13 protein-coding genes and 4 pseudogenes are annotated in these 12,316 nt (G+C 68.0%); 3 read left to right on the top strand and 14 right to left on the bottom strand.

Features of this window, described 5'->3' with window-relative positions; all coding sequences use genetic code 11:
• The 3 genes and pseudogenes from AB0D93_RS35625 to AB0D93_RS35615 all read right to left on the bottom strand — a co-directional run.
• Positions 1–597 (bottom strand): annotated as a pseudogene (locus AB0D93_RS35625) (transposase); the annotation flags it as partial.
• Between the two features lie 73 nt (positions 598–670).
• Positions 671–904: a hypothetical protein gene (locus AB0D93_RS35620; protein ID WP_362128851.1), complete on the bottom strand. Its 234-nt coding sequence runs from the start codon at positions 902–904 to the stop codon at positions 671–673.
• On the bottom strand, positions 904–1,530 hold the full coding sequence (locus AB0D93_RS35615) for a hypothetical protein (protein WP_362128848.1): 627 nt from the start codon (positions 1,528–1,530) through the stop codon (positions 904–906). The genes AB0D93_RS35620 and AB0D93_RS35615 overlap by 1 nt, the downstream gene beginning before the upstream one ends.
• A 107-nt stretch (positions 1,531–1,637) precedes the next feature.
• On the opposite strand from AB0D93_RS35615, the gene AB0D93_RS35610 reads away from it, so the two are divergent.
• A complete protein-coding gene (locus AB0D93_RS35610; RefSeq protein WP_362128845.1) occupies positions 1,638–1,847 on the top strand; it encodes a hypothetical protein in 210 nt (69 codons plus the stop codon).
• A gap of 64 nt (positions 1,848–1,911) precedes the next feature.
• Here AB0D93_RS35610 and AB0D93_RS35605 read toward each other — a convergent pair whose 3' ends face one another.
• Positions 1,912–2,886, bottom strand: coding sequence for a hypothetical protein (locus AB0D93_RS35605; RefSeq protein ID WP_362128842.1), 975 nt, complete (start codon positions 2,884–2,886; stop codon positions 1,912–1,914).
• Positions 2,887–3,541: 655 nt separating this feature from the next.
• Here AB0D93_RS35605 and AB0D93_RS35600 point away from each other — a divergent pair.
• On the top strand, positions 3,542–4,189 hold the full coding sequence (locus AB0D93_RS35600) for a dihydrofolate reductase family protein (RefSeq protein ID WP_362128860.1): 648 nt from the start codon (positions 3,542–3,544) through the stop codon (positions 4,187–4,189).
• A gap of 200 nt (positions 4,190–4,389) precedes the next feature.
• On the opposite strand, the pseudogene AB0D93_RS35595 reads toward AB0D93_RS35600, so the two are convergent.
• The 10 genes and pseudogenes from AB0D93_RS35595 to AB0D93_RS35550 form a co-directional block, all read right to left on the bottom strand.
• A pseudogene (locus tag AB0D93_RS35595) lies at positions 4,390–5,335 on the bottom strand (IS5 family transposase).
• Positions 5,328–5,495: pseudogene (locus AB0D93_RS35590) on the bottom strand (IS5/IS1182 family transposase); the annotation flags it as partial. The pseudogenes AB0D93_RS35595 and AB0D93_RS35590, both read right to left, overlap by 8 nt.
• A 445-nt stretch (positions 5,496–5,940) precedes the next feature.
• Complete coding sequence (locus AB0D93_RS35585) at positions 5,941–6,399, bottom strand: carboxymuconolactone decarboxylase family protein (RefSeq protein WP_362128839.1); 459 nt, start codon at positions 6,397–6,399, stop codon at positions 5,941–5,943.
• Between the two features lie 124 nt (positions 6,400–6,523).
• Complete coding sequence (locus tag AB0D93_RS35580) at positions 6,524–7,006, bottom strand: cupin domain-containing protein (protein WP_362128836.1); 483 nt, start codon at positions 7,004–7,006, stop codon at positions 6,524–6,526.
• Between the two features lie 15 nt (positions 7,007–7,021).
• Positions 7,022–7,942 (bottom strand): NADP-dependent oxidoreductase, encoded by a 921-nt coding sequence (locus AB0D93_RS35575; RefSeq protein WP_362128832.1) that lies wholly within the window; start codon positions 7,940–7,942, stop codon positions 7,022–7,024.
• A 180-nt stretch (positions 7,943–8,122) separates the two neighbouring features.
• Positions 8,123–9,013 carry an RNA polymerase sigma factor SigJ gene (gene sigJ / locus AB0D93_RS35570; RefSeq protein WP_362128829.1) on the bottom strand — a complete coding sequence of 297 codons (891 nt, stop codon included), beginning with the start codon at positions 9,011–9,013 and terminating at the stop codon, positions 8,123–8,125.
• A 164-nt stretch (positions 9,014–9,177) separates the two neighbouring features.
• Entirely contained in the window at positions 9,178–9,549 is a 372-nt protein-coding gene (locus AB0D93_RS35565; protein WP_362128827.1) for a hypothetical protein, read from the bottom strand.
• 23 nt (positions 9,550–9,572) lie between these two features.
• A complete protein-coding gene (locus AB0D93_RS35560) occupies positions 9,573–10,112 on the bottom strand; it encodes a hypothetical protein (protein WP_362128872.1) in 540 nt (179 codons plus the stop codon).
• A gap of 53 nt (positions 10,113–10,165) precedes the next feature.
• Positions 10,166–10,360: pseudogene (locus AB0D93_RS35555) on the bottom strand (MFS transporter); the annotation flags it as partial.
• Positions 10,361–10,472: 112 nt separating this feature from the next.
• A complete protein-coding gene (locus AB0D93_RS35550) occupies positions 10,473–11,111 on the bottom strand; it encodes an HD domain-containing protein (protein WP_362128824.1) in 639 nt (212 codons plus the stop codon).
• 137 nt (positions 11,112–11,248) lie between these two features.
• Here AB0D93_RS35550 and AB0D93_RS35545 point away from each other — a divergent pair, with 137 nt between their 5' ends.
• Positions 11,249–12,226, top strand: a complete 978-nt coding sequence (locus tag AB0D93_RS35545; protein ID WP_362128821.1) for a GlxA family transcriptional regulator — start codon at positions 11,249–11,251, stop codon at positions 12,224–12,226.
• The last annotated feature ends 90 nt before the right edge of the window (positions 12,227–12,316 follow it).

Raw genomic sequence — 12,316 nt, 5'->3', positions numbered from 1 at the left:
CCTGCGGTCAGTACGAGCGACAGCGGACGGCACTTGAGGTCAGCGGCGAGATGAATCTTGCTCGTCAGACCACCACGAGATCTGCCGAGCAGGGCGTGGTTCAAGCGAAGCCTGCGCCGTCGCCGGATACGCCGTCGCTCTTCCTGCTCGGGGCCGTCCCTGCCGTCCTGTCCGTTCCGTTCTGGCGGGCCGCCCCTTTTTGCCGTGCCCGCTCCTGCTCGGCGGCGGCTTCCTCAAGGGCCTCCATGACGTCCTTGCCGATGTGCATCCCGGCCGCGTCGTGGTGGGCACGGGCAGTGGTGCAGTCCACGCTGACCATGGATAAGTCCGTCTGTCCCCGGCGGGCGGCCTCGGCGATCATGCCTTCCAGAAGAGCGGAGAAGACCCCGGCGTCCCGTCAGACGCGAAGCGCCCGTAGACGGTCGCCCACGGTCCGAACTCGGAGGGCGTCTCTCGCCACTGGGCGCTGGACCGGAACCGCCAGATCACCCCCTCGAACTGCTCCCGCAGCCGCGCGGGGTACGGACCGTACTCGCCTATCGGCAGGTACGGCTCGATGAACTCCCACTGCTCGTCAGTGAGTTTCCCACGCGTCACACCCAGCGTCCTACCAGATCCCGCCCCGCACGGGACCCGGATCGGCAAGATTGATCACGACCTCACACAGGCCCTAGCTCAGGCTGAACCGGGGTGAAGTCGAAATCCCCACGGCCCCACCCGGCGGAGAACCGGACTCCGCGCCTAGGGTGATCGGGCCGCCCGGGGCGAGTAGGGCGTCGACGTCCCGGCGCGCGGCGGTCGGCAGCGGTGTGGTCCGCGCGACGAGCCGAAGGTGGCCCGTGTTGTCGTAGCGGCCGATCAGCAGCGTCCCCGATGCCCGCACCGTGCCGGTGATCCCGCCCATCAGTCCTCCGCTGTCTCTCGGGTGCGCACCTTGATCCAGCCGCGGTTGCCGGGCCGGTACGGCTGGGCGAGGCCTTTCACGACGACGCCCTCGATCCCGGCGGTGCCCCGGGTGGCGTCGAGCCAGTCTTCGCCGACAGCCCGGTCGGTCGTGGCCGGGCAGAGAGTGAACGGAGCGACGAGGACGCCGTCCGCGACGAGGACGCCGTCCGCGAAGAGGCCGGCCCTCGAGGATCGCGCGACGTTCGCGGTACGGCAGCCCATCAGCTCGGCGTCAGCCTTCAGGATGTCGAACACAACCAGACGGGCTGGCCGGTCGGCGGCCGCTTTCGCTGCTGCTCGGCCGCGGCGCCGGGATCGCGCCTGCAGCGCCCCGAAGTGGAGTCGGCCGTCATGGACGACGACGAGCTCGCCGTCGAGGACCAGAGGGCGGTCGAGGGCGAGCGCGGCGGCGGCCAGGTCGGGGAAGGCTGGGGTGAGATCGGCGCCGTTGCGGGACTGCAGGTAGGCGTGGCCGGGCCGTGCGAAGAGCAGGGCCAGTATCCATCCGACGTCTGCTCGATCGCGAGGCCGCCCGACAGTGCCCCGTCGGGCGGAAGCAGACCAGGCCTCGGCGAGCTTCGGCACGATCGGCGGTGTGAGGACCACAGCCCACATGTACGCGCTGACCAGCGAGAGCGCACGCGGACGGCCCCCGACTCGCGACCGGCGCGCCCATCGCCGACGCTGGGGTCATGACAGTGCAGGTCGTCATCTACCCACCCGCCGAGGACGGGGGCCGCCGAGTCCGCGTCGGTGCTCGGTTTGTGGGGATGGCGTACTCGCTGCTCGACGTGGCCGAGTTCCTGGAAGAGGCCGGCGTGGAGGGCGTCGAGCCGGAGGACATGGCGACCGCGGACTCGGTGGAGTGGCGCGGCGGCGGACCGAAAGGCTGGAAGCACTGACGCGGGAGCCCGGCCCCGGGCTCACCTTCACCGGGGCCGGTGGCGCGCGCCACTCGTTGGTTGGTCAGCCGGTGCAACCGGGAACGGACCCAGGCGGTGCGCAGTTGTTCGGAGTGTTGGCGAACACCTGTGATCGGGTCAGCTGAACGACAGTGTCAGGGCTCTTGTAAATTCCGCCGCCATCAGTGCCTGCGTGGTTGTGATCCACAGCGGACCCACTCACGACCAGTGTGGAGGTGAAGTTGACGAGAATGCCGCCGCCGAGTCCGGTAGCGGTGTTGAAGCTTACGCGCGAGCCGTTCAGCCTGGTCGTGCCGCCGTCGGCTTGGATGCCACCGGACTGCGCAGACGTATTGCCGCTAACCGTAGAAGTAGTCAGCGTTACCGTTCCATCGGCCGTGTCGAAGCCGCCAGCCTCGATGTGCGCGGTATTCCGGCTCACCACGGAGAGAGTCATTGTTGAAGTACCTCCCCCGTGGTAGATGCCGCCGCCGACGTCTGCAACATTGCCGGTCACCGTCGAGCGAGTCAGCGTCATCGTGCCAGAGGTGAGGATGCCGCCACCGATGCTGCCGCCGACGGGGTTGCTCGCCGTGTTACCGCTTACGGTGGAATCGCTCACCGTCAGCCTGGCGTCGGCGTTGTAGATGCCGCCGCCGCCGTTGACTCCTCCCACGTTTGTGGCGCTGTTGTTTGTGACCGTGCAGTGTGCCAGCGTCAGCGAGCCGTTGTTGGTGATGCCACCACCATTGATGTTGTTGCCGTGAGTGATGGTCAGATTAGAAAGCTGTGTCTGGACTCCCTGGTTAACAGTGACGACGGTGCCTGCGTGGTTCCCGTCGAGTGTGGCGTGGAGTCCAGCCAGGTTCAGATTCTTGGTGATGGTGAAGTTGCCGGTGCAGGTCCCGCTGACCAGCAGCGTCGAGCCCGGGGGTGCGTTGTCGATAACGTTCTGGAGGTTCTGGGCCGGGCACTGAACTCGGATCACCTGAGCCGCCTGGGCTGTGACTGCGCCGATCAGGCCTGCCGCTGCAGTCATTGCGGCGACCGTGGCTGCGGCCAGAGCGCGTCGGTTCCGCGCCGGTAGGTCTGTACGCAGAGACATCGTGCTCCTCGTGCACTCGTCAGGCCCGGTTCGGCCCGCCCATCGCGCAACGTAGATAGGAAGATCAACCCGGCCGGGCGCCACACCGACCGTGTCCTCCGGACAGCCTGAGCCAACGACCGGGATAGGCGAGGCCGTGCCCACTGGCGCGCCGGTCAATCGACGGAGCGGGCCAAACCACACGGAGACACACGACCGCCCCGTCTCGATCGTGGAGGCGGGGCCGAAGGCGAAGGCCGCCGACGGCATCGAGCGGTGGCGATCACGGTCTGAGTGCCATGCCGGCACCGTTACGGGATTTGGCACTGAGATGCTGCGCTGGTAGCGCGCTTAGCTGCGTCCGCCACGGCCTTCATCACTTCGCTGTCGTGGCGCCGCAAGACGATGATCGCAGCCATCGAGACTCTTGGCGACTCGGCACCGCATCAGTGGGCACCGGGATGCCGCCGAATGACGTAGGCGGACGTCGCGCGAGGGCGCGCTGTGGAAGAACTCAGGCGCCGCTGTCGATCCGGCCACGTCCCGTTCGACATTCTGATGTAGGACGCCTCGCCATACGAGGAGGCGACAGGATCTGATGAGGGAACACATGGATCAGCTGCTGCGCGTGCAGAACTTCACCATCTCGAGCGACGGCGTCGCCGCCGGCGAGGACCAGAGTCTGGAGCGGCCCTTCGGCCATAACATCGATCCGGGAAGGCTGTTCGCATGGGCCGGCGCCACGGCCAGCTGGCCCATCCGCACCGCGCCCGGGGGAAGCCGGGGCCTCGACGACTACTTCGTCCGGGACTTCAGCCACAACATCGGTGCCGAGATCATGGGCCGCAACAAGTTCGGACCCCAGCGCGGCCCGTGGCGCGACCACGAGTGGCGCGGCTGGTGGGGTGACGAGCCGCCCTTCCACACGCCGGTGTTCGTCCTGACCCACCACAAGCGTCCCTCGTTCACGCTCTCCGACACCACGTTCCATTTCGTGGACGGCGACCCCGCCACCGTTCTCGCGCAGGCGCGGGAGGCCGCGCAGGGCAAGGACGTCCGGCTCGGCGGCGGCGTGACCACCATCCGGGAGTTCCTCGACGCCGACCTCGTCGACACCATGCATGTGGCCGTCTCACCGGTGAAGCTCGGATCCGGGCTACGCCTGTGGGACTCCCCCGAACAGCTGCTGGACCGGTTCCACATGGAGGTCGTGCCCAGCCCGAGCGGCGTCACCCACCACCTGTTCTGGCACAAATGACAAGAGAGACCATGCGGGAACCTCGGCACGGCCGACGCGAGCGTTCCGGTAGATGAACGTGTCGTTCCGGGCCGAGCTATCTGCCCACGTGGATGTGCTCGGCTCACAGCCGGGGCTGGTCGCGCACCGGTCCCGTACCGAGCCGACGATGCCCGTCACTCGGACTCGGCGGGTCACCCGGCCGCTGCTGCGGGTCTGTATCACTGGAAGCCTGAAATGGGCGCTTGCTGCGACAATGACGGCCTCAGAGGTCCTAACAAAGGCGTTGGACGTGGCGGTGAGATGAGGCAGGTGGCGAGGCCGAGGAAAGCTTCGTGGATGTCGTCTCGTCGTTCCCGGCGGATCCGCAGGCGATGGAAGCCGCGCAGCCAGGAGATGGTTCGCTCGACGACCCAGCGGAAGGTACCCAGACCGGTGCCGTGTTGTCGGCCGCGCTCGGCGACGATGGGACAGATGCCCCGTTGCCAGAGCAGTCGCCAGTACGTGTCGTGGTCATAGCCGCGGTCGGCGAACAGCATGTCGGGCCGTCGTCTGGGCCGGCCGACGAGGCCACCTACGGCTTGGACCCTGTCCAACAGGGGCAGCAGCTGGGTCACGTCGTTGCGGTTGCCGCCGGTCAGCGACACGGCGAGCGGGATGCCCTGCCCGTCGGTGAGGATGTGGTGCTTGCTGCCCGGCCGTGCGCGGACGACCGGGCTGGGACCGCTTTTGGGCCCGCCGGGCCGCCCGCACGTGGGAGGAATCGATCACCGCCCGCGACCAGTCCAGCTTCTTCGCCGAGCGCAGCTTCTTCAGCAGCACCAGGTGCAGTTCGTCCCACACACCGGCCTCGTTCCAGGCGGCCAGGCGCCGCCAGCAGGTCATGCCCGAGCCGAAGCCCAGCTCCTGCGGTAGGTACTCCCACTGGATCCCGGTGTGCAGCACGAACAGGATCCCGCACAGCGCTTGCCGGTCCGGCACCCGTGGCCGGCCCGCCGCCAGTTCCGGCCCCGGCTCTGGTAACAACGGCTCGACCAGCGACCACAGTTCATCCGACACGACCCACGCCCGCGACTGACGCTTTCCCACGACCAGACCAACGAGCAGTCCGTCGATAGTCACAAGCCAGAACTCGGTGGAGTCGTAGCGAAGTGCCACGGACGGCATCGAGCATCGCACGGTAGCAGTACCCCTGCGGGCGGCCTCCCGGACCGCGCAGCCAGCCCAGCGCCGGCAGCAGCGGTCGAATCGCCGCCCACTCGGTATCCGTCGAGTCCGACGGATAAGGACGCTGCCGCTGAGGCCAGTCAGCCGCGTTGCCGTACACGTGCGCGAGGCAATCATCCGATGGAGCAGCCGAGTCGGACCGCCCAGCCACCGACACCGAAGACTGCAGCACAGGGGCCTCCTTGTACTCTACGGACTCGACACCCACGAGCAGTTCAGGAGGCCCCGTCTCCATGCTCTCCCGACCAGGATCACCCCACTGGGAACCACGTTCGCCTTCCACCGCTCAGGGATCCGATGGACCGGCGCGGCCTGACCGACCTGTTCTGGTTCGACGTCAACCCGTACGGCACCTTCCGCCTCGACATGGACAAGCGGCTCGACCTGGCTCCCCTGGGTGTTCCCCGCGCAGGTACGCCGGCGGCGGCCTTCCGCGCTTGTGCGAGCCGGGGCAGCTCGCACAAGCTGCCCCGAGTGATTCCACCATCATCTTCGCGACGGTAGAGGCTGCGGCGGCCCGGATCGCGCCGGTGGCACCGTCGAGGTCAGCTGCCGACGGGGTACCGGCTGGTGATCGCCACGCGGTTGAAAGCGTTCATCACGGTTGCCAGCCAGGCGATTGCCGAGACCTGGTCTGCGGTGAGTACGGCCGCGGCGGCGTTGAAGTCCTCGTCGCTGACGTGTCCGTCCGGCACGCGTGTGATCGCCTCGGTCAGGCGGAGGGCGGCGCGGTCGGTCTCGGAGAAGTAGCCGGTCTCTGCCCACGCGGGCAGCACGGCGATCCGGTCGGGGTTTTCGCCCTTCTTGAGGGCGTCACGGGTGTGCATGCGCAGGCAGAACGAGCAGCCGTTGATCTGGGAGGTGCGGATCCTCAGCAGCTCGACCAGGAGCGGGTCGAGGCCCGCTGCGGCGGTGGCCTCTTCCACCTGTGACGACAGGGCGATGAGAGTCTTGTAGGCGGCCGGGTGCTGCTTGCCGATGTTGACGCGCTGGGGCTCGGTCATGATTCCTTCGATTCGTTCGGGTGGCCTGCGCCGCGCACTTGGCGTGTGTGGGGGTGGCCGGTCGGGTGTGTTTGGCAGGGGCCGAGTGGTGGGCGGGGCGGTGCCGCCCGCTGCGTGCCCCGGGCTATGACGCCGGGTCGTCGACCTTGAGCCTTTCTCCGGTGTTGGAGACGAAGACGACCAGGAGCCTGGCCCGTTCGGTCGGGCTGGTGTTCTCGGTGAGGAGGTGGTGGGCACCCGGCGGCTCGACCCAGTTGTCGCCCTGGTGGTAGGTGTGCACGGGCTTGCCCTCGAGCTGGCTGCGCACGGTGCCTTCGAGGACGTAGGCGTAGACGAACGCCTGGCCGTGCCGGTGCGGCATCGCGCGTGCGTTGGGCGGGAAGTCGACGATCGCTGAGGTGAACGTCTTGCCCTTCACGTTCGGAAGGGTCTGCTGGAGCAGTGGCTTGAGGGTTTCGGTGGGGTGTGTCGATGCCATGGCCGCAGGCGACACCACGGCTGCGGTCGTGCCCTTGGCGTGGGTGGGCTGGTGGGAGGTCGAGCAGGCCGTGGCTGCGGTCAGCGTGGCGACAGCCAGGATGCCGGCGGCGATTCGTGTTCCGATCACGATGGATCTCCTGATTCAGTCTTCCGTGACGCCGATGATCGTCTTGCCTGAGGTGCGCTTGCCGGGGGCGAAGGCGGAGGGTGCTTCGGCGAGTGGCCGCACAACGCCGACGAATGGCTTGAGCCGACCGTCCCTCAGCCGCGTGGCGAGGTCGGCGAGCCGAGCGCGGTCAGGTTCGACGACGAAGAAGATTGCCCGCCCGTCCTTGGGCTGGACCTTGGGCGGCATGACGATGGTGACGAGCGTGCCACCGGGGCGGATCAGGGCGGCCGAGCGGTCGAGGATGTCGCCGCCGATCACATCGAACACGACGTCGACGTCGCCGGCGTCCTCCAGCTTGTCGTTCTGCAGGTCGATGAAGGTGTCGACGCCGAGTGCGAGTGCCTTGTCCCGGCCGGAGGCCCGGCCGGTGCCGATGACGCGGGCGCCGGCCTCGCGGGCGAGCTGTACCGCGATCGAGCCGACGCCGCCCGCGGCACCGTGGATCAGGACGGTCTGGCCTGTGGTGAGGTGGCCGTGGTCGAACAGGCCCTGCCAGGCGGTCAGCCCGGAGATCGGCAGCGCGGCGGCCACGGTGTGGTCGATGTCCGCCGGCAGCGGGGCGAGGTTGCGGGCTTCCACCGCGGTGTACTCGGCGAGCGTGCCGTTACGGGTCCAGTCGGCCAGGCCGAACACCCGCTGTCCGATGCTCAGGCCGGTGGTGCCGTACCCCAGTTCTACGACGACACCGGACAGCTCGTGCCCGGGCACGCTCGGCGTGCGGTCGCGGCCGGCGCGATCGGTCCACGTGGCGGGCCAGTCCAGCTCGCCGGGGGTGAAGCCGGCGGCGTGCACCCGCACGATGACGTCGTTCTCGGCCGCATGGGGGTAGGGCATGTCCGTCAGGGACATCCCGGCAAGGCCGGCGTCACGGTCTCGCACAGTGATGGCTTGCATACAGGTCCTTACTGCGGAGGGGCGACCCGAGCGCACAGCGCTCGCGCGCAGGGCTCATAGCGGCTGCAGGTGGATGTATGCCGTGCCGCATGATCGATCTCACCTGCTCCGGCGTCTTCCTTGGTCACCCGTTGTGCGTTCTCGACAGGGAGACGAGGTGGCCCCTACGTGTGTGACAGCTCAGACGCGCACGAGTTTGTCGGGATTGAGGACCCTGCGATACGCGGTGATCAGGCCGTCTGTGATCTGGACCGTGTCGACGGAGTAGACCCGGCCTTCCCGGTGGAACACGAGGGCGAGCTCGCCGCCGACCTCGGCGAAGTCGATGCGGTCCGGGTGCCACTGGCGTCCCGTCCGCACCATGACCTCGGCGACGCGCTCGCCGCCGTGGATGAGCTTGCGTGCCGCCAAGACCTTGCCGCCGCCGTCGGTGACGTAGACGGCGTCTGGGTGGAGGAGCCTGACCAGGCCGACCAGGTCCCCGGCCTCGTAGGCGGCGCGGAAGACGGTGAGGATGCGTTCGCGCTCCGCCTTCGACGCTTGCGGCGTGGACTGCTTCGCCTTGGCCACCCGCCGTCGTGCCCGCGAGGCGAGCTGCCGGGCAGCCGGCACGGAGACGTCCAGTACTTCGGCGATCCGGCCGAAGTCAAGACCGAAGACATCGTGCAGGACGAAGGCCACCCGCTCAGGCGGGCTCAGCTCTTCCATGATCAGGAGCATCGCCGAACTGACGGACTCGTCGACGAGCACGGGCTGCGACGCGTCCGGCCCTGTCAGCAGCGGCTCCGGCAGCCACGGCCCGACATAGGTCTCCCGGCGGAAGCGGGCGCTCTTGAGAATGTCGTACGACCGTCGCGCGGCCACCGTCACCAGCCAGGCCCGCAGATCATCGATGTCCTGCAGATCCGCTCCGGCCGCCCGCAGCCACACGTCCTGGGTGACATCCTCGGCATCAGCCACAGTCCCCAGCAGCCGGTAGGCCACACCGAAGACCGCGGGCCGGTGCCTCTCCCATTCGGCTCCGAGCGGGTCGTCCTGCTCAGACCCTCCGGGCCCGTGCCCGTCACCCATACAGATCGCAACCTTCCCGAGCTTGCGGATGCAGCGTAGCTATTTCGATCTCAGGATCTTCGAAGACAGTTCCGCAGAGGCGAGCCGACCCGCTCCGACACGACAGCCACAGGTCCTGATCAAGCTGCTTTGAGGATGGTGTCGGCATAGGGCGTGCGGCGCGCTCAGCAGCGGGACCGTTCGCTGCGAGGTCCACTTTCCCAGCCCGTGCGTACCGGATCGCCGGTGGGCCTGTGAGCACGTGATCGTCCGGCGCACAGGGCCGCACCCAAGGACAGCGCCACGACGAAGCCGGCGTACAGACAGCCCGTGGTCTCCAGCCCCCATGAGGGCGCCGCGAGCCCGGCCGCGAGGGCCGGAAGACTCAACGCCGCATAGCTGATCACGTAGACGGCCGAGAAGACCTCCGACCGCGACTTCACGGTGGTGACCGCGCTGATGGCGCGGAGGTTGCCGTTGAACGTCAGGCCGACGCCCAGCCCCGCGACGACCGATCCGCCCACGTATACGGCCGGCGAAGCGACTGCGATGGCCACCGCCAGCCCGGACGCACCCAAAGTCAGGAGAACCGCCCCAGCAAGGTGGCGAGCCGAGCCGCATGCCGAACGGACCACAACCCGCCCACGCTGTTGGCCACAAACAGCGCCGCGATGCTGAGCCCGCCCGCAGCGCCGGACCGCACATGCAGGACATTGCTCACCAGGGACGGAGTGAGCGCGAGGAACAGACCCGTGACGGACCATCCCGCGACGAGGGCGGGAACGGAGGCGAAGAACTCCGGCCGGGCTTCCCGAGGAACCCGGACTCTGGGTCGCAACGACGTCAGTCCCACCGCTCGCGGGACGAGTGTCTCAGGGATCGTGAGGACGACCGCGGCCGGAACGACGAAGGTCAGCGTCAGGACAGGAAAGACATAGGCATCGGGGCGTGAGGTCGACTGAACCAGCAGCCCCACCCCTCCGGCACCGGTGGCCATGCCGATACTCGTGCCCACCGCCGTCGTCGTGGGCCCCAGATGCGGACATCTCTTGGGTGAGAGCTCGACCAGTCCGGCGGCAAGAGCGCCCGTGGCCGTCCCCGTGGCGATGCCCTGCACCACCCGGCGATCAGGAGGGAGACGACGCCGTCGGCCGTCCAGAAGATCGCCGTGCTGGTCGCCGCCACCAGAAGGGCGGCGACCAGCACCGGGCGGCGACCCAGCTGGTCGCTCAGCGATCCGAGCATCAGCAGGGCGCCGAGCAGACCCACGACATACACGGCGAAGATCACTGTCAGCATCGTGACCGACAGGCCCCAACGCTCCCGGTACAGCGGGTAGAGCGGTGACGGTGCGCTTGCCGTGGCCATCATCACCACATTGGCGCAGGCCAGCACGGCGAAGGCCGCACCTCGCCCGAGACGACGCCCGTCGCGAGGGCCACTCATACGTTTCATCACGCTGCCTTTTATGGCGTCTTGATCAGCTCGGCCAGGGAGCGCCCATGACGCGCTCGACCATGGTTGTGCGCTGGAAGCCGGGAATGAAATGCTCCAGCACATCCGAATTCACGGTTCCGTACGTGGTCTCCGGGCGGTGCTTGAGTCCTTCGACGAAGGCCTGCAAAAACTCGTTCTTGAAGTCACCCCGCGGATGGACGGCGGTGATCTCGTCCACCTGGCTGCGATCCAGTTCATCCAGGCCCAGGCCGAGCACGTCGGTCAGAACCCCCAGATTCGTGATGGCGATCTCCGGGTCCATGCGCCCGGGAATCCCCGGGGTCGTGTGCAGCGCGATCGCCGTCCACACCACCTCGGCGGCCGTGGCCGGGAAACCGCGGTCGAGCATGAACTTGCGTGCGTGGTCGGCTCCATCGACCTCGAAGCGCTGCTCCGCGTCGGAAAACGGCGTCAAGAGGCCGGTGTCGTGAAACATGGCGGACAGGTAGAGAAGCTCCGGGTCGGGCTCCAGGCCGAGCCGGTGAGCATGCATGGCGCCGAAGACGAAAACGCGCCGGGAGTGGTGGTAGATGAGGGGGCTGGTCATCTCCTGCATGAGGCGGGTGGCCTCGGCGACCGCCACCGTTTCAGGAATCTCTACCCCCGCGATGATCTCGCTCATAACCCCTGCTCCTTGCGATATCGGTGTGTTACGAATGGACGGTGCGTCCGTCTTCCACACTGCCAACCGCCCGGCGTCCGGCGCTCCCTCGGTCCGGCCATGAGTCACCCGAATCCGGACAAGCGGGCAGCGGGGTTGTGGGCTCCGCCACGCATCGGGTTGCGATCCTCGTCTACGACGGAGTCAAACTCCTGGACGTCGTCGGCCCCGCGGAGGTATTCGGGGAAGCGAACCGGCTCGGTGCCGACTACAAGATCGTGCTGGTGTCGCCGACCGGTGCCGATGTCACCTCGTCCATCGGGATCCGGATCGCGGTCGACGCCGCCGCCACGGAGCCTTCTCCCGACACCTTCCTGGTGGCCGGCGCAGACCGCTACCCGCGCACGCCAGTTCCCCGTGATCTGATCGAGGCCACGCGAACGCTGGCGGGCCGGGCCGGCCGGGTCGCGTCCATCTGCACCGGAGCATTCATCCTCGGCGCCGCCGGCCTCCTGGACGGCAAGCGCGCGACCACGCACTGGAAGGTCGCGCACGAGCTCGCCGCCCGCTGCCGGGCCAGCCGCGTCGAACCCGACGCGATCTACGTCCGTGACGGCACCACCTACACCTCGGCGGGCGTGACCGCCGGCATCGACCTGGCACTGGCACTCGTCGAAGAGGATCACGGTCCTGATCTGACCCGCGACGTCGCCCGCGCCCTGGTGGTCTATTTGCAGCGCTCGGGCGGCCAGTCACAGTTCTCCGCGCCACTGCAAGGACCGCCGCCTCGGTCTCCGGCCGTTCGCAAAATCACCGACTTGATCACGGCGAATCCTGGGGGAAACCACTCACTCGGCGAACTCGCCAAGCACCTCAATGTGAGCCCTCGGCATCTCACGCGGCTCTTCAAGGACGAGCTGTCCACTACGCCGGCCCGGTACGTGGAGATGATCCGGTTCGACATGGCCAAAGCTCTACTCGACCAAGGGCATACCGCAACGCAGACGGCATCCCTTGCCGGATTTCCGAATTACGAGAGCATGCGCAGAGTTTTCGTGCGGGAATTGTCGCTCAGCCCCGCCGCCTATCAGCGACGCTTCAGCACAGCACGCCGAGCCAACGCGAAGGAACGGTAAGGCGAAGTTGCTGCACGGACACCGATGCGTCACAGGCGGTTGCGCTGCCCGGGTGCGATTTACTCGCGTCGGTGTCGGCGGCGCGCTTTG

It is taken from the genome of Streptomyces sp. NPDC048191, from assembly GCF_040652655.1.
Taxonomy (GTDB): domain Bacteria; phylum Actinomycetota; class Actinomycetes; order Streptomycetales; family Streptomycetaceae; genus Streptomyces.
This window is presented reverse-complemented; position numbering and strand designations above follow the sequence as displayed.

What these genes read in the sequence shown, in the direction of transcription:
- AB0D93_RS35610 (WP_362128845.1), top strand. Translation starts at nt 1,638, where the DNA reads ATGACAGTGCAGGTCGTCATCTACCCACCCGCCGAGGACGGGGGCCGC.
- AB0D93_RS35585 (WP_362128839.1), bottom strand. Translation starts at nt 6,399, where the DNA reads ATGACCGAGCCCCAGCGCGTCAACATCGGCAAGCAGCACCCGGCCGCC.
- AB0D93_RS35605 (WP_362128842.1), bottom strand. Translation starts at nt 2,886, where the DNA reads ATGACTGCAGCGGCAGGCCTGATCGGCGCAGTCACAGCCCAGGCGGCT.
- AB0D93_RS35600 (WP_362128860.1), top strand. Translation starts at nt 3,542, where the DNA reads ATGGATCAGCTGCTGCGCGTGCAGAACTTCACCATCTCGAGCGACGGC.
- AB0D93_RS35550 (WP_362128824.1), bottom strand. Translation starts at nt 11,111, where the DNA reads ATGAGCGAGATCATCGCGGGGGTAGAGATTCCTGAAACGGTGGCGGTC.
- sigJ (WP_362128829.1), bottom strand. Translation starts at nt 9,013, where the DNA reads ATGGGTGACGGGCACGGGCCCGGAGGGTCTGAGCAGGACGACCCGCTC.
- AB0D93_RS35575 (WP_362128832.1), bottom strand. Translation starts at nt 7,942, where the DNA reads ATGCAAGCCATCACTGTGCGAGACCGTGACGCCGGCCTTGCCGGGATG.
- AB0D93_RS35620 (WP_362128851.1), bottom strand. Translation starts at nt 904, where the DNA reads ATGGGCGGGATCACCGGCACGGTGCGGGCATCGGGGACGCTGCTGATC.